This is a genomic window from Pseudomonas sp. B392_1p, assembly GCF_052245235.1.
GTDB lineage: Bacteria > Pseudomonadota > Gammaproteobacteria > Pseudomonadales > Pseudomonadaceae > Serpens > Serpens gallinarum.
Genome location: NZ_JBQPXM010000004.1, coordinates 155,563 through 177,305, shown reverse-complemented (window position 1 = coordinate 177,305; position 21,743 = coordinate 155,563). Strand labels below are relative to the sequence as shown.

Annotated in this window: 19 protein-coding genes; 9 read left to right on the top strand and 10 right to left on the bottom strand. The window is 61.7% G+C overall.

Translation table 11 applies throughout. The features are described from left to right. Positions 1-128: 128 nt before the first annotated feature. The 3 genes from dctP to ACTV8E_RS07450 all read right to left on the bottom strand — a co-directional run bounded on the left by dctP (position 129) and on the right by ACTV8E_RS07450 (position 4,563). Entirely contained in the window at positions 129-1,121 is a 993-nt protein-coding gene (gene dctP / locus ACTV8E_RS07460) for a C4-dicarboxylate TRAP substrate-binding protein DctP (RefSeq protein WP_443199071.1), read from the bottom strand. 233 nt (positions 1,122-1,354) lie between these two features. Next, positions 1,355-2,752, bottom strand: coding sequence for a sigma-54-dependent transcriptional regulator (locus ACTV8E_RS07455; protein WP_443199070.1), 1,398 nt, complete (start codon positions 2,750-2,752; stop codon positions 1,355-1,357). Then, on the bottom strand, positions 2,749-4,563 hold the full coding sequence (locus ACTV8E_RS07450) for a sensor histidine kinase (RefSeq protein WP_443199069.1): 1,815 nt from the start codon (positions 4,561-4,563) through the stop codon (positions 2,749-2,751). The genes ACTV8E_RS07455 and ACTV8E_RS07450 overlap by 4 nt, the downstream gene beginning before the upstream one ends. Before the next feature lie 272 nt (positions 4,564-4,835). On the opposite strand from ACTV8E_RS07450, the gene ahpC reads away from it, so the two are divergent. From ahpC to ACTV8E_RS07405, 9 genes are all read left to right on the top strand, one after another. Continuing rightward, entirely contained in the window at positions 4,836-5,399 is a 564-nt protein-coding gene (gene ahpC / locus ACTV8E_RS07445) for an alkyl hydroperoxide reductase subunit C (protein ID WP_443199068.1), read from the top strand. Between the two features lie 263 nt (positions 5,400-5,662). Next, the gene (gene ahpF, locus ACTV8E_RS07440; protein WP_273536164.1) at positions 5,663-7,219 is read left to right on the top strand and encodes an alkyl hydroperoxide reductase subunit F; all 1,557 of its coding nucleotides are present in this window, start codon (positions 5,663-5,665) and stop codon (positions 7,217-7,219) included. Positions 7,220-7,633: 414 nt separating this feature from the next. Next, positions 7,634-8,251, top strand: a complete 618-nt coding sequence (trhA, locus tag ACTV8E_RS07435; protein ID WP_251834560.1) for a PAQR family membrane homeostasis protein TrhA — start codon at positions 7,634-7,636, stop codon at positions 8,249-8,251. 157 nt (positions 8,252-8,408) lie between these two features. Then, positions 8,409-9,407 carry an ABC transporter substrate-binding protein gene (locus tag ACTV8E_RS07430; RefSeq protein ID WP_273536165.1) on the top strand — a complete coding sequence of 333 codons (999 nt, stop codon included), beginning with the start codon at positions 8,409-8,411 and terminating at the stop codon, positions 9,405-9,407. A 90-nt stretch (positions 9,408-9,497) separates the two neighbouring features. After that, on the top strand, positions 9,498-10,310 hold the full coding sequence (locus tag ACTV8E_RS07425; RefSeq protein ID WP_443199067.1) for an ABC transporter permease: 813 nt from the start codon (positions 9,498-9,500) through the stop codon (positions 10,308-10,310). Then, entirely contained in the window at positions 10,310-11,080 is a 771-nt protein-coding gene (locus ACTV8E_RS07420) for an ABC transporter ATP-binding protein (protein WP_443199066.1), read from the top strand. The genes ACTV8E_RS07425 and ACTV8E_RS07420 overlap by 1 nt, the downstream gene beginning before the upstream one ends. A 27-nt stretch (positions 11,081-11,107) precedes the next feature. Then, positions 11,108-12,220, top strand: coding sequence for a sugar diacid recognition domain-containing protein (locus ACTV8E_RS07415; protein ID WP_251834564.1), 1,113 nt, complete (start codon positions 11,108-11,110; stop codon positions 12,218-12,220). A gap of 189 nt (positions 12,221-12,409) precedes the next feature. After that, positions 12,410-13,768 (top strand): GntP family permease, encoded by a 1,359-nt coding sequence (locus tag ACTV8E_RS07410; RefSeq protein WP_443199065.1) that lies wholly within the window; start codon positions 12,410-12,412, stop codon positions 13,766-13,768. 149 nt (positions 13,769-13,917) lie between these two features. Then, a complete protein-coding gene (locus ACTV8E_RS07405; RefSeq protein ID WP_443199064.1) occupies positions 13,918-15,051 on the top strand; it encodes a glycerate kinase in 1,134 nt (377 codons plus the stop codon). Between the two features lie 61 nt (positions 15,052-15,112). Here the strand turns inward: ACTV8E_RS07405 and ACTV8E_RS07400 are convergent, their stop codons facing one another. The 7 genes from ACTV8E_RS07400 to ACTV8E_RS07370 form a co-directional block, all read right to left on the bottom strand. Next, positions 15,113-15,622, bottom strand: a complete 510-nt coding sequence (locus ACTV8E_RS07400; RefSeq protein WP_443199063.1) for a ferritin-like domain-containing protein — start codon at positions 15,620-15,622, stop codon at positions 15,113-15,115. A gap of 215 nt (positions 15,623-15,837) precedes the next feature. After that, complete coding sequence (locus ACTV8E_RS07395; RefSeq protein ID WP_443199062.1) at positions 15,838-16,479, bottom strand: hypothetical protein; 642 nt, start codon at positions 16,477-16,479, stop codon at positions 15,838-15,840. A 36-nt stretch (positions 16,480-16,515) separates the two neighbouring features. After that, on the bottom strand, positions 16,516-17,424 hold the full coding sequence (locus tag ACTV8E_RS07390; RefSeq protein ID WP_443199061.1) for a restriction endonuclease: 909 nt from the start codon (positions 17,422-17,424) through the stop codon (positions 16,516-16,518). Continuing rightward, positions 17,411-18,064, bottom strand: a complete 654-nt coding sequence (locus tag ACTV8E_RS07385; RefSeq protein WP_443199060.1) for a hypothetical protein — start codon at positions 18,062-18,064, stop codon at positions 17,411-17,413. The genes ACTV8E_RS07390 and ACTV8E_RS07385 overlap by 14 nt, the downstream gene beginning before the upstream one ends. Further along, positions 18,061-18,765, bottom strand: coding sequence for an F-box domain-containing protein (locus tag ACTV8E_RS07380; RefSeq protein ID WP_443199059.1), 705 nt, complete (start codon positions 18,763-18,765; stop codon positions 18,061-18,063). Before ACTV8E_RS07380 ends, ACTV8E_RS07385 begins: the two co-directional genes overlap by 4 nt. Before the next feature lie 26 nt (positions 18,766-18,791). After that, the gene (locus tag ACTV8E_RS07375) at positions 18,792-20,201 is read right to left on the bottom strand and encodes a restriction endonuclease subunit S (protein ID WP_443199058.1); all 1,410 of its coding nucleotides are present in this window, start codon (positions 20,199-20,201) and stop codon (positions 18,792-18,794) included. Next, complete coding sequence (locus tag ACTV8E_RS07370) at positions 20,198-21,736, bottom strand: N-6 DNA methylase (protein WP_443199057.1); 1,539 nt, start codon at positions 21,734-21,736, stop codon at positions 20,198-20,200. Before ACTV8E_RS07370 ends, ACTV8E_RS07375 begins: the two co-directional genes overlap by 4 nt. Between the last annotated feature and the right edge of the window lie 7 nt (positions 21,737-21,743).

Below are 21,743 nucleotides of genomic sequence, written 5' to 3'. Positions count from 1 at the left end.
TGATTGGCAGTTATTGGAGGCGTCGCAAGAGCGAACGGGGAGCCTTACCTGGCAAAGCGTCTCTGCTGCCGGAGAACCCGGCAACAAAGGGCGGGTACGCGCAAACGCACCCGCCGCAACAGTCTTACTTACTGTTGGTTGGAGGCTTCGGCGGCCTTGATCAGGTCGGCGCCGATTTCAGCTTCGAACTTCTTCCACACCGGCTTCATCGCATCACGCCACTTGGCGCGCTGCTCGTCAGTCAGGGTGATGATTTCGGTGGTGCCGGCAGCCAGGATGCGCTGCTTGTCACCTTCGTTCAGGTCGTTGGCCAGCTTGTTCACCTCAACGCTGACTTCATCCATGATGCTGCGCAGCTCGGTGCGAATGTCGGCCGGCAGGCCTTCCCAGAACTTGGTGTTGGTAATCACCATGTAGTCGAGCAGGCCGTGGTTGGACTCGGTGATGTAGCTCTGCACTTCGTGCATCTTCTGCGAGTAGATGTTCGAGTAGGGGTTCTCGGCGCCGTTTACCACGCCGGTCTGCAGGCCCTGATACACCTCGGCAAAGCTCATCTTGCGCGGGTTGGCGCGCACAGCCTTGAACTGCTCGTCCAGTACGGCGGAAGCCTGTACGCGGAACTTCAGGCCGCGGGCGTCTTTCGGCTCGCGCAGGGGCTTGTTGGCCGACAGCTGCTTGAGGCCGTTGTGCCAGTAGCCCAGACCGGTGATGCCCTTGTCTTCCATGGAGTTGAGCAGGCTCTGGCCGGCTTCGCTCTTCTGGAAGCGGTCCACCGCCTCGATGTTGTCGAACAGGAAGGGCAGGTCGAAGATCTGCACGCCCTTGGAGTAATGCTCGAACTTGGCCAGCGACGGAGCAATGATGTGTACATCGCCCAGCAGCAGCGCTTCCATTTCCTTGCCGTCGCCGTACAGCGAAGAGTTCGGGTAGACCTCGACGCGGACTTTGCCGGGCAGGCGTTCTTCAGCCAGCTTCTTGAATAGGTTGGCGCCCTGCCCCTTAGGAGTGTTCTCGGCAACCACGTGGGAGAACTTGATCAGGATCGGGTCGGCCGCCTGGGCCATACCAGCGATGCTCAGGGACAGTGCGCAGGCAATTGCCTTGGCAGATAGCTTGAACATTTGGAATGCTTCCTCTTTGTTTTATGTATCGCAAGTGCGATGGCGCGTTGATGCCAGCCGCAGTCTAATGAATCATCTGACCGATAGCACCGGACATCCTCTAAAGCGTGTCTCGTTTAACGCGCTCTATGATATTAGCAATAGGTATGCCAGACCTGCGAAGCCGTGTGAACCTTATCGCACTGGCGTTGTATGCGCAGGCAAGGGGCGCTTTCTGGCGGATTACCGCCACGCTAGTCGGCAACCTCTGGCGAGTTTCCGCCAGCTTCATGAAAACTCAGCCCATGCTTACGCAATTTGTCGTGCAAGGTCTTGCGCGGCAGGCCGAGGGCTTCAGCGAGGCTGCGCAGCGAATTGTGCGGTTGATTGAGTTCCGCCGCGATCAAGGCGCGCTCGAACGCCTCGACCTGGTCGCTGAGACCGCCCGTCACGGCTGAGGTCTCTGCGCTGACCTCTTCCGTCTCATGCTCCAGGCCCAGGCCCAATCCCAAGGCGAACCGCTCGGCGACGTTCTGCAGCTCGCGGACGTTGCCGGGCCAGTCGTGGCGTAGCAGTTGCGCCCGTTGCGCCGGCTGCAGCATGGGGGTCGGCAAACCGTGACGGGTACTGGCGGCCTGGGCGAAATGCTCGAAGAGAAACAGCACGTCATCGCCGCGCTCGCGCAGTGCGGGGGTTTTCAGGGGGGCCACGTTCAGCCGGTAATACAGGTCGGCGCGGAAACGTCCCTGATCGGCGGCCTGACGCAAATCCTCCTTGGTCGCGGCAATCACGCGGATGTCCAACGGGATCAGCTGGTTGGAACCCATGCGCTCGACCGTCCGTTCCTGCAGCAGGCGCAGCAGCTTGACCTGCACATCGAGGCTCATGCTCTCGATCTCATCGAGAAACAGGGTCCCGCCATTGGCATGTTCAAACTTGCCGATGCGCCGCTTGGCCGCGCCGGTGAAGGCTCCGGCTTCATGGCCGAACAGTTCGCTCTCGACCACCGACTCGGCCAGTGCGCCAGCATTGATGGCCACGAAGGGGCCGCTGCGGCGACTGGACAAGTCGTGCAGAGCGCGCGCCACGACTTCTTTGCCGGTGCCGGTTTCGCCGAGGATCAGCACATCGGCGGAGGTCGCTGCCAAGGCGCCAATCTGCTCGCGCAAGCGCTGCATGGGCGGGCATTGGCCGAGCAAGCGGCCATCCAGCTGCTGGCGGTCGGCCAGGGCCAGACGCAAGCTGCGGTTGTCCACCACCAGGCGGCGTAGATCCAATGCGCGACGCACACTGTCGAGCAGTTTTTCGCTGGCGAAGGGCTTTTCGAGGAAATCGTAGGCGCCGGCGCGCATGGCCTGCACGGCTAACGGCACGTCGCCGTGGCCGGTAATCAGCAAGATCGGCAACTGCGGGTCCTGGGCCTGAATCTGTTCGAGCAATTGCAGACCGTCGAGCCCGGGCATCCGAATGTCGCTGACCACCACGCCGGGCCAGTCAGGGTGGATGCGCGCGGCAACATGCTGCGCCGAATCCAGCGCCACGACCTTGAGTCCCGCCAGGTCCAGGGTTTGGCTCAGTGCCTGGCGTAAATGGGGATCGTCGTCGATCAGCAAAACCTGAATAGCGCTGTCAATGGCGAATTCCGTGGTCATGCGGGAAGGTCCTCGGGCGGATAGGGGTTGACGCCGGGCGCGCCGGTGCGCAGACGCAAGGTCAGCACGGCGCCGCCTTGGGGGTGGTTTTCGAACAGCAGTTCGCCGTCCAGAGCGCGCATCAGGCTGTCGCAGATGGCCAGACCCAGGCCCAGCCCCTGGGTGCTGGTCTTGGTGGTGAAAAAGGGCTCGCAGGCACGTTGCAGGGCTTCGTCACTGAAGCCTGGGCCATTATCGCGAATACGCAGCTCAATGCTGTCTTCGGTCTGTGTGGTGTGCAGCCAGAGCTTGCGGGGATGGGGTTTTTCGGCCAGGGCATCCAGCGCATTGCCGATCAGGTTGCTTAATACCTGGCGCAGCCGGGTCTCGCCAGCCTGCACCCAGAGTGGGGCGTCCGGCAGGTCGCGGATCAGTTCGACATCCATGGCCCGGCGTCGCTGGCTGTGCAGGGCAATGGCGTCTTCCAGGGCCGGTTGCAGGGCGACGCTTTCCGGCGCATGACGGTCGCGACGGGCGAAGGCGCGCAAGTGGGCGATGATCGAGGCCATGCGGGCGGTCAGCGCGCTGATCTGCTGCAAATTGCCGTGCACATCGTGGTGGCGTTGGTGCTCCATGAGTACACGGGCGTTGTCGGCATAACTGCGGATAGCCGCCAGGGGCTGGTTGAGTTCGTGGCTGATGCTCGCGCTCATGGTGCCCAGCGCCGACAGTTTGCCCGCCTGCACCAGTTCATCCTGGGCACGCACCAGCTCCTGCTGTGCGTGTTCGCGTTCCAGCACTTCTTGCTTGAGGCGGCTGTTGAGGGTTTCCAGGGCGCGGGTACGCTCCTGCACACGCAACTCCAGGTCGCGCCGCGCCTTGGTACTCAGATCGATACGTTCCAAGTAGTGGCGCTGACGCTGCAGCCAGAGGCCGAACAGCAACAATATGGCGAGCAGGGCGATGACGCCGCCGCCGATCACGCTGCGCACGGGGCGGTCGATCAGGCTGGTGGGCGCGAGAATACTCACCGTCCAGTCGATTTCTTCAAGCTCGCGCTGTTGCGACAGCCAGACCCCTGCGCCGAGTTCCAGCGGCTGTAGCTCCTGGGTCGGATAAGGCTTGTGAAAGGCGATGGCCGCCCGTTCTTGATCTGTCTGCTCGCGGGTGAGGCGAAAGCGCCAGTCCGCATGGGAGGTAAGAATCACCACACCCTGACCGTCGGTGACGAGCAGGCGTTCGGGTGCGTTGCCCCACAGGGTCTCCGTGTGGTCCAGATCGACTTTGACGACCAATACGCCCAGCGCTTCGCTGCCGCTGTAAACGGCTGAGCCAAAGTAATAACCCCGTTTGTCCGAGGTGTTGCCGAGGCCGAAAAAACGACCCAGCCGACCATCCATCGCATCGCGAAAATACGGCCGGAAAATGAAGTTGCGCCCGACGAAACTGTCTCTTTGATCCCAGTTGGACGCGGCCAGGGTCAGCCCCTGTGCATCCATCAGGTAGATGACATCAGCGCCAGTCTGCTGTTGCAGTTGCTTGAGGACATGGCTAGCCAGCTCCTGGGAGGCGGTATTCTCAGGGCTGAGCAAGGCATTGCGTAGCACCGGCAGGTTGCCAAGGATGGCGGGCAGGTTCTCATAGCCACGCAAGGTGCCGAGCAGGTTGGCGACATACAAATCCAGGGTCTGGCGATTCTGCTCGGTGAGCTTGGCGTGATAATGGTTTTCAGCCAGGTATTTCAACGGCCAGAGCAAGGCTGCCAGAGCCAGCGCACATGGAACCAGGCGCCGCCAGCGGGGGCGTTTGAGGTAAAGCTGGAATTCGGACATAGGCAAGCGTACTTCGGCAAGCGAAACATAGGGTGGCTGGAAAAGAGCCCCGCGGGCAAGTGGCGACGACCAACGTCGGCCGGGGTGCGTTTGGTTCGGACGAGCGGGTTGGCATCCCTTGAAACTCAGCTAAACGCCCCAAGCTAGAGGAGAGGGAGTCTGATTGGCCAAATCTATCGATAGCATTTGTTTAATAAATTAGTGCTTGTCGACTGATCGGCTAAGATGGCCCTCGTAAATTTTAAACACCTGAACCCCCAAGGAGTCAGTAAATGTCCGTTATCAATACTCAGATCAAGCCGTTCAAAGCCCAAGCCTTCAAGCAGGGCAAGTTCATCGAAGTTACCGAAGCTGACGTGAAGGGCAAGTGGTCCGTATTCTTCTTCTACCCGGCTGACTTCACCTTCGTATGCCCGACCGAACTGGGCGACGTGGCTGACAACTATGCCGAGCTGCAGAAGATGGGCGTAGAAGTTTACTCCGTCTCTACCGACACCCACTTCACCCACAAGGCCTGGCACGACAGCTCCGAGACCATCGGCAAGATCCAGTACACCATGCTGGGCGACCCGACCATGCAGATCAGCCGCAACTTCGAAATCCTGCGTGAAGACCAGGGCCTGGCCAACCGCGGTACTTTCATCGTTGACCCGGAAGGCATCATCCAGGCTGTGGAAATCACCGCCGAAGGCATCGGCCGTGACGCTTCCGACCTGCTGCGCAAGGTCAAGGCTGCCCAGTACGTTGCCGCCCACCCGGGCGAAGTCTGCCCGGCCAAGTGGAAGGAAGGCGAAGCGACTCTGGCTCCGTCCCTGGACCTGGTTGGCAAGATCTAAAAACGGCCGCAAAGCCGCCTAGCTTTACCGATGCTGCGTTGCAATCAGGCTCGGGCTGCTCATTTACAGCTCGTAAACTCCGCGCCCTCGCCTGATTGCGCCTTGCCTCGGCTTCGCTAGCCAACTTTGCAATCCGTTCTAAACAACCCGCAACGGTTGTAACGCTACGGGAGCCGCAACCGGCTCCCCTCTAGCCCGACGCCCGGGCGTGATCCGTCCGGGCGTTTTATTTTCTGAATTTAGTGAAACGGGGTACCGCACACATGTTGGACGCCAATCTTAAAACCCAGTTGAAGGCCTACCTTGAAAAGGTCACCCAGCCGTTCGAGATCGTCGCGTCCCTCGATGATGGCGCGAAATCCCAGGAACTGTTGGGCCTGCTGCAAGACATCACCAGCCTGAGCGACAAGATCACTCTGCGCACCGATGGCAGCGATACACGCCGCCCTTCGTTCTCGTTGAACCGCATCAACGGCAACATCGACCTGCGTTTTGCAGGTATTCCGATGGGCCACGAATTCACCTCGCTGGTGCTGGCGCTGCTGCAAGTCGGCGGCCACCCGTCCAAGACCAGCCAGGACGTGATCGAACAGATCAAAGCCATCGAAGGCGACTTCTCCTTCGAAACCTACTACTCGCTGTCCTGCCAGAACTGCCCGGATGTCGTGCAGGCGCTGAACCTGATGGCCGTGCTCAATCCGAACATTCGCCACGTCGCCATCGACGGCGCGTTGTTCCAGGATGAAGTCGAAGCACGCCAAGTCATGTCGGTGCCGAGCATTTACCTGAACGGCGAACTGTTCGGCCAGGGCCGCATGGGTGAGGAAGAAATCCTCGCCAAGCTGGACACCAATGCCGGTGCCCGCGACGCTGAAAAACTCAACGCCAAAGAAGCCTTTGACGTGCTCGTCATCGGCGGTGGACCGGCGGGCGCGGCGGCAGCGGTTTATTCCGCACGTAAGGGCATCCGCACCGGTGTTGCTGCCGAGCGTTTCGGCGGCCAGGTGCTGGACACCATGTCCATCGAGAACTTCATTTCGGTGACGGCCACCGAAGGCCCGAAATTGGCCCGCGCCCTGGAAGAGCACGTGCGCGAATACGACGTGGACATCATGAACCTGCAGCGTGCCAGCAAGCTGATCCCGGCCGCGACCGAGGGTGGCCTGCACACTGTCGAGTTCGAGAACGGTGCGCAGCTCAAGTCCAAGACGCTGATCCTGTCCACGGGCGCCCGCTGGCGCGAAATGAACGTGCCGGGCGAAGCCGAGTACAAGGCCAAGGGCGTGTGCTTCTGCCCGCACTGCGACGGTCCGCTGTTCAAGGGCAAGCGTGTGGCAGTCATCGGCGGCGGTAACTCCGGCGTTGAAGCCGCCATCGACCTGGCCGGCATCGTGGGCCATGTGACGCTGCTGGAGTTCGGCGAAAGCATGCGTGCCGACGCGGTGCTGCAGAGCAAGCTGCGCAGCCTGCCGAACGTGACCATTCACCTGATGGCGCAAACCACCGAAGTGCTGGGCGATGGCCAGAAGGTCACCGGCCTGGTGTACAAGGACCGCACCAGCGAAGAGCTGCACACCGTCGAGCTGGAAGGCATTTTTGTGCAGATCGGCCTGCTGCCCAACAGTGATTGGCTCAAAGGCAGCGTCGAACTGAACCGCTTCGGCGAGATCATCGTCGACGCCAAAGGCCAGACCAATATCCCGGGCGTGTTTGCCGCCGGTGACGTGACGACGGTGCCCTACAAGCAGATCATCATCGCCACCGGCGATGGCGCCAAGGCGTCGTTGAGTGCCTTCGACTATCTGATCCGTCAGGGCTAAGAAATACCTAAATGCCTGCGTGCACAGGCCAGGCCCCGTGGTGAAAACCACGGGGCCTTTTTTATGTTCGACACAATTGGCGCGCTACGGTCAGCACAGCCTAAGGGTGGACACGTCTTGCAGCTTCCTTCCCCCGATGTGAACCGCCACCCGGTGGACCGCCCCCCGGTGGATCGATGAAGCGCGATCCACCCTACGTATCTGATACTGCCTTTCGTGGCAAGGTCGCCCCCTCCCGCAGACCGGAGGGTGTACAAAGCAATTGTGAGACGCCCGACCTCGGGCCGAAGCATTGCCGTTCAATCGGCTGGCTGGTCTGGCCATCCGGGCTCATCCTGGGGCAGGACGATGCGCTTGCGGTCATACTTTCCTGCCATAGTTGAAACGGGCCAATCAGGGGAGGCAACACATAGCATGTATCACGGAGAACGACTCAACGCCTGGACGCATCTGGTCGGCGCGGTTCTTTCCTTTATAGGGGCAATCTGGCTGCTGGTACTGGCCAGCCTGGATGGCGATCCATTAAAAATCGTCGGGGTAGCGGTCTACGGGCTGACGTTGTTATTGCTCTATACGATTTCCACCGTCTATCACAGCGTACGCGGGCGCGCGAAAGTGATCATGCGCAAGCTCGACCACCTGTCGATCTACTTGCTGATTGCCGGCAGCTACACGCCGTTCTGCCTGATCACCCTGCAAGGCGCCTGGGGTTGGACGTTGTTCGGGATTGTCTGGGGCATGGCGCTGATCGGCATGTTGCAGGAAATCAAGCCGCGTTCCGAGGCGCGGGTGTTATCCATCGTCATTTATGCACTGATGGGCTGGATCGTGCTGGTGGCGGTCAAGCCGCTACTCGCCGCCCTGGGGCGCGCGGGCTTCACCTGGCTGGCCGCCGGGGGCGTGCTGTATACGGTGGGCATTGTTTTCTTTGCCTACGACACGCGGTATCGCCATTGGCACGGTATCTGGCACCTGTTCGTCATTGCCGGCAGCTTGCTGCACTTTATTGCCATTCTCTTTTATGTGCTGTGAGGCGCGAGGCATCGGCATCGTGCGACTTGGCCGCCACTATTGGCTGAATAGTGTGAACATTCTTTGCTAGGAATGGGTTGGAAGACAACCGTTCGTCACGGCTTGGCGTAGAATCCCCAGGCCATTTCCAGGCGTCATTCGGGAGAAATGCATCACCATGTCTCTGTCCTTCTTGCGCGGCCTGCTGGTCGCCACCTGTTTTGGCATGTTGGCCGGCCAGGCCCAGGCTGCCACCCTCTCTGCTGATCTAAAGCCCGAAGCCGGCACGCTGAAGCTCGGCGTACAACCATGGCTGGGTTATGGCCAGTGGTATGTCGCTGAAGATCAGGGCCTGTTCAAGGCCAATGGCTTGAATAAAGTCGAACTGATTAACTTCAACGAAGACAAGGACATGAACGCCGCGCTTGCCAGCGGGCGCATCGACGCCGGCAACCTGGCGACCCACACCGCCATGGCCATGGTCGCCGCCGGCTTGCCGGTGAAGATCGTCCTGTTGCTCGACCAGAGCACCAGCGCCGACGCGCTGATCGCCGATGCCTCGGTCAAGACACTCGCCGACCTCAAAGGCAAAAGTGTCGCCTACGAGGAAGGCACCACCAGCGACATCCTGCTGCACAGCGCGTTGGCCAAGGCCGGCATGAGCCTGGCCGATGTGAAGCCGGTGCCGATGCCCGCATCTTCCGCCGGCAGCGCGCTGCTCGCAGGCCAGGTACCGGCTGCGGTCACTTACGAGCCGTACCTGAGCGCCGCGGCCCGGCAAGGCGCGAACATCCACACGCTGTACCAGGGTTCCGACGATGCCGGCTTGATCAGCGATGTGCTGGTGGTGCGTGAAGACGTGCTGAAACAGCGCCCCGGTCAGGTTCTGGCGCTGCTGAAAAGTTGGGATGCGGCCTATACGCACTTCCAGGCCCAGCCCGAACAAGGCCGCGCCATCATCGCCAAGGGCGTCGGCGCCGATGTCGGTGAGCTGGACAGCGCCTTCGCAGGGGTGCAGTTCTACTCCCTGGCCGATAACCAGCGCGAGTTGCAAGGCAGCTTCGTTGGCGACACGTGGCAGCACATCATCAAGGCCGCCGGCAACGCCGGTATCCTGCCGCAACCGATCGATCCCGAGCAGATACTCGACACCCGTTTCGTCGATACCCTGAAGTAACCGAACGGCGCCCCGCAGCGACGCGGGGCGTCAGCGCTGCCTGTTTTTATCGAGAGAACCACCCAGCGCCAGGGCAGGCCGAGGGTGGTCATGATTATGCCCCTACGCAAAGCGTCCCCTCTGTTCACCATCGGCAAGCCCCTGGCGCGTCGGCCGCAATGGCTGATCGGCATTGGCGTATTCGTCGTGCTCGGCCTGGCCTGGTACCTGTCCACCGCCAGTGGCCTGGTGCCGAAACTGTTTCTGCCCCATCCCGCCGACGTCTGGGCCCGCATGGTCAAACTGGCTGTTGAAGGCACCTTGTGGGCCGACCTCAAGGTCAGCCTGTATCGCATCCTGGTGGCTTTTCTGGTGTCCTCGGCCATGAGCATCGTTGTCGGTGTGCTGGCCGGTTGCTATGGCTTCTGGAAGGCCGTCAGCGAGCCGCTGGTGGATTTCATCCGCTACATGCCGGTGGTGGCCTTCGTGCCGCTGAGTATTCTGTGGACCGGCACAGGTGACATGCAGAAATTCCTGATCATCTGGATCGGTACCTTCTTCCAACAAGTGCTGATGGTCATGGACGCAGTAAAGCGCGTACCGCAGGACTTCATCGGCCTGGGCCGCACGCTGGGCCTGAAGGATCGCCGCATCCTGCTGCGTATCGTTCTGCCCAGTGCGTTACCAGGTATCTGGGATGCGTTGCGCATCAGCCTCGGCTGGGCCTGGACCTGGCTGGTGCTGGCCGAACTGGTGGCTGCCAGCTCCGGCCTGGGTTATCGCATCACTGTGTCGCAACGTTTCTTCCAGACCGACACCATCATTGGCTACATCCTGCTGCTCGGCGTGCTCGGGCTGATTACCGACCAACTGATGCGCGCCGCCGAGCGCGTGTTGTTCCGCTACAACCGGAGGCGCAGCTGATGGCCAGCCTGGAAATCAAGGGACTCACCAAGAGTTATCCCATGGGCAGACAGCGTCGCGAGGTGCTGTGCGATATCGACCTGACCCTGGCCGACAACGAATTCGTCTCCCTGGTGGGCACCTCGGGCTGTGGCAAAAGTACGTTGTTGTCGATTGCCGCCGGCCTCGAGGATTTCGACCGCGGCGCGGTGCTGGTCGATGGCCAGCCGATTAGCGGCGCCGGGCTGGACCGCGGCGTGGTCTTTCAGTCCTACACCTTGCTGCCCTGGCTGACCGCGCGGCAGAACATCGAATTCGCCCTGAACGCCGCCGGTCATGGGCGCGGCGAATGCCGCGAGATTGCCGCCGAACACCTGGAGCTGGTCAAGCTCAGCGAGTTCGCCGAGGCGTACCCGAACGAATTGTCCGGCGGCATGAAGCAGCGCGTGGCCATCGCCCGCGCTCTGTCCTATCGACCCAAGATCCTGCTGATGGACGAACCCTTCGGCGCGCTGGATACCATGACCCGTCACCAGATGCAGGACCTGCTGACCCGCATCTGGGAAAGTCACCGGCTGACGGTGATGTTTGTCACCCACGACATTGAAGAGGCGGTGTACCTCTCCGATCGCATCGTGGTCATGGGCCTCGGTCCGGGACGGATCAAGACCAGCTACCACGTCGGCCTGGCGCGTCCGCGTCATGAAGACATGGTGTCCACCGCGGATTTCATCGCGTTGCAGCGCGAGGTGTTGCGCTCGATCCGCGAGGAAGAACGCAAGGTGAGCTGAACCTTCTCCAACCCCTGGGGGCACGATGTGATTGAACTCGATTCAGCCCTGGCGCAGCGCATCGTCGATCGCGCCATGGCCATCCTGCCGTACAACATCAATGTCATGGATGCCCAGGGCATGATCATCGGCAGCGGTGACCGTGCGCGCCTGCACACTCGCCATGAGGGCGCGCAGCTGGTGCTGGCCAATCGGCGCGTGGTGGAGATTGATGAACAGGCGGCAGCGTGCCTGCGCGGGGTCAAACCCGGCGTCAACCTGCCGCTGCTGCATGCGGACCAGTTGATTGGCGTGCTGGGCATTACCGGCGCGCCCGACGTGGTGAGGCCCTATGCCGAGCTGGTGCGCATGGCGGCCGAAATGCTGGTCGAGCACCAGGTGCTGCAAAGCGACCGGCATTGGCAACAGCAACAGCGCGAAACCTGGGCGCGTCAGTTGCTCGATCCGCAGCAGAGCCTGGCCACGCTGGCGGCGGAGGCCGAGCACCTGGGGTTGAAGCTGACCTGGCCCTGCCAGCTGTGTTTGCTACAGGTGCAAGGGGTGGGCGATCCCGTGTCCCATCAGGCCCGGCTGGTGGCGGGAATGGAGGGCAAAAGTGGGCAGGTACTGGCGCCGCTGAGCGCCGATGAGCTGCTCTGGTGTCGTCCTTACAAAGCCGGGCGCGACGACCAGGCCTGGCTGGAAATGGCCGACGCGCAGCACTGGGGCGTGCGCCGTCTGGTGGTCAGCGATGTCTTGCCCGATCTGCACGCAGCGCGTCAGGCCAGCCAGGTACTGCGCGATGTGCTGGCCTATGGGCAGGCACGATTCCCGGAACGACGTCTGTTGCACCTGGATGCGCTGCGCTTGCCCACGCTGTTGTATGCCCAACGGCACAGCTGGCTGTTGCAGGGCTGGCTGGCGCCTTTGCGTCAGGTGTTGGCGCAGGACAGCCAGGGTGTGTTGCGCGCCACACTGGAGGCCTGGTGCGCCCATGACGGGCAGATTCAGGCCTGTGCCCAGGCGTTGGGTATTCACCGCAACACCTTGCGCTATCGTCTGGAGCGCATCGGCGAACTCAGTGGCCTGGAGTTGAGTCGACTGGATCAGCGCCTGCAGCTTTATATCGGTTTAGGGCTGCTGACCGAGAACTCGCCTTGACTTGATTGTGCGACTGCACAAAAAACACTGTCATCCGTAGGGTTTTTGCGTCCCGTTGCACAAGGCGCTCAGGTCTGCGTCTGGGTCAAAATGATGTAGTGCCATTCGGCATTGGCTACAACGCCGCGGTGTGGGCGTAAGAGGGCGCCGCAGCGTTCCGCTCAAAAAACAACAACGAGGAAACTGGCCATGGGTCTGGTTCTTATTCTGGTGGCACTGATCGTCTTCATCGTGCTGGCCACCACACGCTTGAAATTGCATCCCTTCCTGGCGCTGCTAGCTGCCGCGTTTATCGCCGGCTTTGCCTATCAACTGCCAAGTGCTGAAATCGTCAAGAACATCGCCGGCGGTTTCGGCGGCATTCTCGGTTACATCGGCATCGTCATTGCGCTGGGCACCATCATCGGGGTGATCCTGGAGCGCAGTGGTGCGGCGATCACCATGGCGGAAACGGTGATCAAGCTGCTCGGCGAGCGGTTCCCCACGCTGACCATGTCGATCATCGGCTACCTGGTGTCGATCCCGGTGTTCTGCGACTCCGGCTACGTGATCCTCAATTCGCTGAAAAATGCCTTGGCCACGCGCATGAAAGTGTCAGTGGTGGCCATGAGCGTGGCGCTCGCCACGGGCCTGTATGCGACCCACACTTTCGTGCCGCCGACGCCCGGCCCGATTGCCGCGGCCGGCAACCTGGGGCTGGAATCCAGCCTGGGCCTGGTGATTGCCGTGGGCCTGGTGGTGGCGCTGGTCACCGCGCTGGCGGGCATGCTGTGGGCCAACCGCTTCATCGGTAAGGACTACGCCCTGGAAGATGACGGTCTGGCCCATGACGACGCGCAGGACTTTGCCGCGCTGCGCGCCAAGTACGGCACTTTGCCGTCGGCGGCCCAAGCCTTCGCGCCGATTTTCGTGCCGATTCTGTTGATCTGCCTGGGCTCGGTGGCGGTATTCCCCAGCAAGCCGCTGGGCGATGGCCTGGTGTTGGACGTCCTCAGCTTCCTCGGTCAGCCGATAGTGGCCTTGCTGGTCGGCCTGGCGCTGGCCTGCACGCTGCTGAAAAGCGCCGACAAGCGCAAAGAGTTTCACGACCATGTCGCCGAAGGCCTGCTGCAGGCCGCGCCGATTCTGCTGATTACCGGTGCCGGCGGTGCGTTTGGCGCGGTGCTCAAGGTCACACCGCTGGGCGATTACCTCGGCCAGACGCTGTCGGCGCTGGGCATTGGTCTGCTGATGCCGTTCGTGGTCGCTGCCGCACTGAAAACCGCCCAGGGTTCGACCACCGTAGCGCTGGTCACCACCTCGGCGCTGGTGGCGCCGTTGCTGGCGCAGTTGGGCTTGGACAGCGAAATGGGCCGGGTGCTCACTGTCATGGCCATTGGCGCCGGCGCGATGACCGTCTCCCATGCCAATGACAGCTTCTTCTGGGTGGTCACCCAATTCAGCCGCATGCCGGTGGCGTTGGCCTACCGCGCCCAGACCATGGCCACCCTGATTCAGGGCCTGGCGGGCATCATCACCGTATGGCTGCTGAGCCTGGTGTTGCTGTAACAGGCCGTTCCGGTCTGCGCAGCGGGGTTTAGGAGAAGCCGAAATACGTCATGCTTGAACGTATTTCGGCTCTTTCGTTTGTGTACTGCGCGTTACCACCGCGGGGTAGTTTTTTATCGGGGCGTGCCACGCCGCTTTTGAGGTTGGATATGAAAATCGTCATTGCTCCGGATTCTTTCAAAGAGAGTCTCAGTGCGCCCCAGGTGGCTGCTGCAATTGCCCAGGGCTGGACGGCCATCTATCCAGAGGCCGAATGCCTGTTGCGGCCCATGGCCGATGGCGGTGAAGGCACCGTGGACGCGTTGCTGGCGGCCACGGGCGGGGAACGCCGCGAGTGCTCAGTACAGGGGCCATTGGGCACGCCTGTGGCGGCCCACTGGGGATTGCTCGCGGACGGCACGGCAGTGATTGAAATGGCTGCCGCCAGTGGCCTGCACTGGGTGCCGCTCGCACAGCGTAATGTGCTGCGCGCGTGCAGCTACGGCACGGGCGAGCTGATCGTTCAAGCGCTGGACGCCGGCGCGCGGCGCATCATTCTGGGCTTGGGCGGCAGTGCCACCAACGATGGCGGCAGCGGACTGCTGCGTGCACTGGGCGTGCGCTTTCTCGATTCCCAGGGCCAGCCATTAGCGCCCGGTGGCGCCGCCCTGGCGCAGTTGGCGCAGATTGATGTGTCGGGTCTGGATGCTCGCTTGCAGCAAGTTCAGGTGCAGGTGGCAGCGGATGTCGACAACCCGCTGTGCGGCCCGCGCGGCGCCTCGGCGGTATTCGGCCCGCAAAAAGGCGCCAGCGCCGCTGAGGTCGAGCAGTTGGACGCGGCGCTGGCCCACTATGCGCAAATCATGGCGCGAACCCTGGGTGAAGACCATGCGCAGGTTCCCGGTGTGGGTGCCGCAGGCGGCTTGGGGTTTGCCGCGCGCGCGGTACTCAACGCCGGTTTTCGCCCGGGCATCGAGGTGGTTGCCGAACTGTCTGGCCTGGCTGAGGCGGTGCAGGGCGCGGATTTGGTAATCACTGGCGAAGGCCGTCTGGATGCACAGACCCTGCATGGGAAAACCCCTTTAGGCGTGGCACGCATCGCTGCGGCCGCTGGCGTGCCAGTGATCGCCCTGGCCGGCAGCCTGGGTGAGGGCTATCAGCGCTTGTATGACGTCGGTATCGCCGCTGCGTTCAGCCTCACCCCCGGCCCGGTCAGCCTGGAGCAAGCCTGCGCCGAAGCGACGGACCTTCTGCGAAACCGCGCGACCGATATCGCCCGTTTGTGGCGTCTGGCACGAGGGTAATGAGGAAAACATACTGCCAATAAAAAACCGCGCCGACATGCACCGGCGCGGTTAGCCGTTATCACCGCTTCGCTTCTGTATCCGGCGCGGCGGAGCGGGCCAGAAACGCCTTGGTCAGTTCCGGCAGATGCTCGCGCAGCCAATCGGACATGGCGATTTCCTGTGGCAGGATCGTTTCGCACGCGCGTTGGGTTTCGATGTCCCCGGCCGCTTTGGCGGCTTCGATCAGCACGGTGTAGGAAGCGATCTCCATGTTCTCGAACACGTAGCCACTCATGGCGCCCTTCACCACTTCGTCACTCATGGCCATACCGCTCACAGCCTGACCGAACGCCATGAGCTTGGCTGAGATGTCCTTTATGGTGGAGGGGCTGCTGCCCAGACGCTGCAAGCAGCTTTCCAGCAACGCCCGCTGCTGGTGGGTTTCCTCAAGGTGCTGTTCGATACGGATGCGTAGGTCAGGATAGTGCTCCAACCGCTCGGCCTGCGAGCTGAGCATTTTCTCCGCCTGCTGCTCCATCGCATGCGCATCGCGCAACCAATCGAGGAGGTTGTCTTGTGCGGTTGCCATCGTCTCGCTCCTGTAATGGTGGAAAGGTAAAATTTTGAGCGAGCCTGGGTGCTTCTGTTCATGACAGGGGACAGGCGGCGCGTGGCCGCAAGCTGTGCCGGCTTTGGCGTCGGCGTTTAGTTCGCGAGCAGGTTTGGTGTCAGGAAAGTTAGCGGGGCCACGGGATCTGCATAACCCAGCCCTGGCTAAGGAAGTTGGGGTTTAGTGAGGGTTGATCAATCAGGGCTTGCGCGGGTAACCGATGGGTGCACATCGAGCGCCGCTGCCAACCCCGCCGCAAACAGCCGGACGATAGGCTCAGGTGTCAGCACCGTAATGTACTGTTGTATCGCGATAGCTGGTTGCAGCGGCGTATAGCCGGCGAACGACCAGCGCCACTGTTCACCACGCCAGAGCAGCACGCACTCGCCGGCGTGCTCGATCATGCAGCCGTCCGGCAGGTCGGCGAGCTTGGCGATCCAGGTGCGCTGGCTGCCGTCAGCGTTTAGGCGGGCGGCGTGCAGCAAATTGTCGATGGCCTTGGCCGACAGGTCCAGCTGCTCGGGGAAGGCCCGCGCCCAGGCTGCCTTGAACAGCTTATAGGCAGGGCGGCGGCATTCCGCGCAGGGACGGTGGCCGGCGGCGTAGGCAGTCGGCTCGTCGAGAAAGAACAGCTCGGTATAGCTGTTCGGCATCATCATCCCGGGGCGCTGGTAATCCTTGAAGGACAGCGTGCAGGTGATCCACGGGTGACCCTTCCACTGACGAACGATCTGCCGCGCGGCGTTGTGCAGGCGGCCGCGGTTGCCCATGAAGGTGCCGCGTGCAGGAATGGCATGCAGTTGGCTGTGGGGGTCGACGCGGTTTTTCAGGGGCATATTCGGCATTCCGTTGCAGATGCGTTTAGGGCAGTTTCAGTCTTCGCCGAAGTAATCGCTATCGAGCTGTTTGACTTCGTAGACCTGCTTCACGCTGCAGCCAAGGTTGTGCTCCACCATAAGCCGAGCCAGCTCGCTGCCGTCAATCAGCACCACTTTGATATCCAGGCCCAGCGCCGCCTCGCGGGCACCGGTGGAGAAGTCCGAGGTGGTGATGAACACGCCCTTACGGGCGCGCTGGCGGGTCAGGGCACCGATGAACTTGTCGATCTCCGGGCGGTGCACCGTATTGCTCCAGCGCTTGGCCTGCAGATAGATCACATCCAGCCCCAGCTTGTCTTCCTTGATGATGCCGTCGATACCATCGTCGCCGGTGGCCTGGGTGGCGCGGCCGGCTTCCTTGCGCGAGCCGCCGTAACCCATGGCGATCATCAGATCGACGACTAACTGTTCGAAGAAAGCCGGCGATGCCGCGCGTACCTGTGCCAGTAGCTCATCTGCCAGCGACAGCATCAGCGCCTGGTGCGCATCGGCCAGTTGTTCATCAGGGGTCGCTTCGACTTCCGGAGTCGCCGGTACAGTCAGAATGGCGACGTCTGCGGGGCGGGCGGTGTGGAAGTCGGCAAATTCCGGGTAGCGCTTCAGCCAGCTCACGGTGATGCGTGCCGGGCCATTCTCCAGCGCATCGCGGCCGCGCTCGGTGATCTGCACCAGCCCCTTTGCCGGAATGCTCAGCAGCCCGGCCTTGTTCAGGTAGGTGCGCGCCCAGCCGACCCGGTTATTGATCACCGTCTGCTTGCCGGAGGGCAGGCGCTCGTTGCGCTCCTCCTCGCTGAGCTGGAACTCGTTGGCGATACGTTCGCGCAGCTCGCTCAGGGCGAGCGAACCATCCGCGACGGATGCCAGGACCGGGCGCATGACGGACTGGAAATCAGGAATGGGCATGCCGGTCGTCCAAGCGTTGGAAAGCATCGACTGACAAACCAAGCCGGCGGCTGGCAAGCGTGCGCCATCCATCAAGGGCGGCCTCGATAGCTGCCTTGTCAGCCAACTGATCGAGCGCTATTGCCTTGGAAAAGCAGCGGTAGCCCGGCAGATCCGTAGCGTTCACTTCGCCGTCTTCCGGGTAGTCGATGCCCTGCCAGACGTTTCCAAACCAGTTGCAGGGTTTGGCGCCGGGTCTGTCGCAGACCACCACCGATAACACCAGCTCGCTGCGGGTTTGCTCGACCGGCTCGGGACTGAACTGCCCGCTGTGCTGATCGAACCCCGTATCGCTACGTATCCAGGCACCAAACATCAAGTCGCCCGGTAGGTGATTGTCCCAAGGCTCTTTCTGGCCTCTGTTTTTCAGCCAGATCGCCGACAGGTCATAAAACGGCAGGTAGCGCCGGCCACTGTTGTCGCGCTTCTCCAGCCCATCAAGACCCTGCGGCAACGGATACACATACTGGTGATGGTAAGCAGAGGCGCCAAGCTGCTCGCGGATATAACCCAACAGCTCGAACATGCGTTGCTGGTAATCGGCCAGCAGGCGATAGGCCTTGCGTACATCCAGCAAGGCGTCTTGCAAAGGTGCGGTCATTTCAGGCTCCAGGTGGCAAATGCGCCGGGGCGGGTGTTGAGTGCGACCGGCTGCAGATCGGTCAGCCAGCGCATCGGGTGTGTGCGTAAGCCATGCCAGGCGTAGCACTTGGCGATGTCATCCAGCAGGCGCAGGCAGCCTGGGGGCGAATCGGGCGGCAAGTGCGCTTCCAGCGCCTGATACAGCTGTTGCCAGCTCGCGCAGACCAGTTTGAAGCGGCCGGCTTTGCCATTGCTCAAATAGGGCTGCAACTCCGCCAGCAGTCGCTGACGGCCCGCTTCGCTGTAGTCGTTCAGGCCACCCAGCGTCAGCAGGATGCAGGGGTCTGACAGTACGTTTTGCTGCCAACCGGCCAGAAGCTCGTTTGCCAATTGAGTAGCCAGTTGCTGGCGCACAGTGTCGTACCGCTTGGTTTCCACCAGAACCGTATATTCACTGCCCTCCAGCAGCACGTCCGGTTCGACGCGGGTGCCGTCTGCCAGATACCACGACGGCCAGTACTCGATGCGCTGCAGCGGGCCAAAGGGTTCGCCCAGCAGATCGCTGAGCACGCGGGCCAGTAGATCTTCCGGCAGGTAGCTCAGGCGCTCAAAAACACTGGCGGTCAGCACGTCCTCGGCGCCTTCGGCTTCTTCCAGTGCCATGTGCGAGCTGTGCAAACCGGTGCCGCGCTTCTTGCCGGCCAGTACTGCGTTAAGCATGGTCAGGTTCCTTTTGTTCCAGCCATTCAGGCGCCTTCGGTCTTGCGCCGTCCGCGCTTGGCCTTGGGTGCGGCGGCGCGTTGGGCCTGGATGCGGGCGAGCAGTTCGCTGGCGGGTTCGTCGTCGGGGTTCTGCGGCACCAGTTCGCCGCGGAAGGCCTTGGCAAGGATGCTTTGGGTCAGGCGGTCGATGCGTGTTTTCGCCTCGTTGACCTTGGCTTCCAGCTGGTCGGCGAAGGCGAACAGTTGCTCGACGCGGCGGACGATTTCGGTTTGTTCCCCTATCGAAGGGATTAGCAGAGGCAGATCACGAAACTTGCCGAGGCTTACCTTTTGCTGGGCAACACCTGCTGAAATATCAAATACCTTCTGCCTGAAAGGCTCAGACTTCATCTGAAAATAAGCAAACTTGCGAAGGAGAACTGAATCATCAACCCTGAACTTTATGCAGTCGGCCGTTATGACAGCCTCTGGTGATCCGGCCGGATAAACAGCAACATCTCCAGGTGGATCCCCCATTTTTGTTATCAGCAGGTCGCCTGGCCTGACTCGATGGGCACAAAGCTCTTCAAATTTCTCCGGCGACACAAATTTCGTTTTTTCGTCTCCAAAAGCCTCTGCACGCACCTCGCGAACGAATACAAGAGGATGGCCACTCTCGCGGTAGTCAGAAACTTTCAAGTTGCTGCCAAACGGGCCAATGGCGAGAGAGTGCCTTTCGTTAGCTGATGCTTCACTAACGGTTTTGATCTCCCATCCATTATTTTTTGACGCATCCGATCCAGGTAGATGCTGTGCACGCCACTCCTCCGTCAACCGCCCGGAAACGGCGGCGGCGAGGACGGACTGGCGGAAGCGCTTGAGCAGCGCGGGGATGCCGTCGATGCGGGCTTTCAGGGTATCGACCTGGGCCAGCAGTTCGTTGAGCTTGGCGGCGATGCGGGTTTGTTCGGCGAGCGGGGGCAGTGGTATGCGAATTTCCCTGAGCGCCTGCTGGGAAATGTTGCGCATCGATAACTGGTTGCCGGTAGCGAGACTTTCAATTTGCTTCCGGCCTGCCTGCGAGCGAAGACAAACCAGCAACCAGTGCTTGGCTTCATCGGGAACAACGAGGCGTAGCACCTTGTCGCTGAGATAGAGGTTTTTCGAAAGTTTTTTTACCAATACGCAGGAGCCAACCAATTCAAGCGTGTTGGCCCGCGAAATCAGGAAATCACCAAGTTGGATCTTTTCTTCCGGTTTGAGGTGGGCCGAGTCGAATAGCGTTTTGCTTTCGTTCTCGTTGAACTCGCCCCATGTAACCGCGCTGATTTTCACCAGTCCCTTTTCCGAGCCCAGTGGCGGGCGCTCGTCGCACTTGACGCTCTTGCCCGTCTCGATGCGCTCGACAATGTCGCCCAGCGAGCAGGCAGTCCAGCCAGCCGGCAACTCACTCATTCCCCAGCCCTCACTTCCAACCCCATCACTTCCGCCATCAATTGCTTCTGCGCGGCTACTTCATCGCCAGCGCCCAGCGCCTTCATCAGCTCTTCCAACTCACGCAGCGCCTCGGTCAATTCGGCCATGGCTTCGCCGGCCAGTACTTCCGGGGCGGGGAGGTCGGCGGCGTCGAGGTTGCTGTCGTCCTTCAGCCAGCTGATATCCAGCGAGTCGCCGCGTTCGCGGATCTGCTCGCGGGTGAACACGCGGAAGCGACTCAGCTCGCCGATGCCTTCGACGTTCTCGGCGCGCGGGCTGTGGCCGTTGGGGTCATCGCCGTAGGCGTCCTCGAAGGGTCTGAGGTGCTGGGCGCCGAACGGGGTGCGCTTGCCGAAGCTGGGCATATTGCTGCGCAGGTCATAGATCCACACGCGCTGGGTGCAGCCTTCTTCCTGACGTGGGTTGTCCCGGGTGCCCTTCTGGAAGAACAGCACGTTGGTCTTCACGCCTTGGGCGTAGAAGATGCCGGTGGGCAGACGGAGGATGGTGTGCAGGTTGCACTTGTCCATCAGGTCGCGGCGTACCTCGGTGCCGACGCCGGCCTCGAACAGCACGTTATCCGGCAGCACCACGGCGGCGCGGCCGCCGGGCTTGAGGCCGCGGTAGATATGCTGCAAAAAGGCCAGCTGCTTGTTGCTGGTGCGGTAGGTGAGGTCGTCGCGGGTCGGGCCGCCGCCGCCCTTGGCGGTGCCGAACGGCGGGTTGGAGAGGATCACGTCGACCTTGGGCAGGTTGGCGCCGGTCTGGCCGAGGGCGTTGCCTAGGTGCACCACGCCCTCGGCGTCGCCTTCCATGCCGTGCAGCAGGGTATTCATCAGTGCCAGACGGCGGGTGCCGGGCACCAGCTCGACACCGACAAAGGCGCGGTTGCGCTGGAAGGCCTGGGCCTTGGCGTCGAGGTCGTAGTGGTCGTCGGTGTTGCTCTTGATGTACGCATCGGCGGCAATCAAGAAACCGGCAGTACCGGCGGCCGGGTCCTGGATAGTCTCGCCCGGCTGTGGCTTGATGCAGCGGATGATGCTGTCGATCAGCGGGCGCGGGGTGAAATATTGGCCGGCGCCGGACTTGGTTTCGCTGGCGTTCTTTTCCAGCAGGCCTTCGTAGAGATCGCCGAGGCCGTCCTGGCGGGCGCTGAACCAGTCGATGCCGTCAAGGCTCTTGATCAGCTGTTCCAGGTGACGCGGCTCCTTGAGACGGGTTTGCGCGTCGGCGTAGATGGCAGCGATCAGCGGGTCACTGTTCTTGCCCAGGTCCAGCAGCATCTGCCGGTAATGGTCGAGCAGGTTGAGCCCGGACTTGTCGGCCAGGTCCGGCCAGCGCGCCCCCTCGGGCAACTTGTGCTCGAAGGCGTCGTTGTTCTGCACCTGCTCGTATTCCATCTTGATGAACAGCAGCAGCACCAGCTCGGTGACGTAGTCGCTGTAGTTGATGCCGTCGTCGCGCAGGACGTCGCAGAGGTTCCAGAGTTTCTGGACGATGTCGGAATTGGTCATGAGGGTA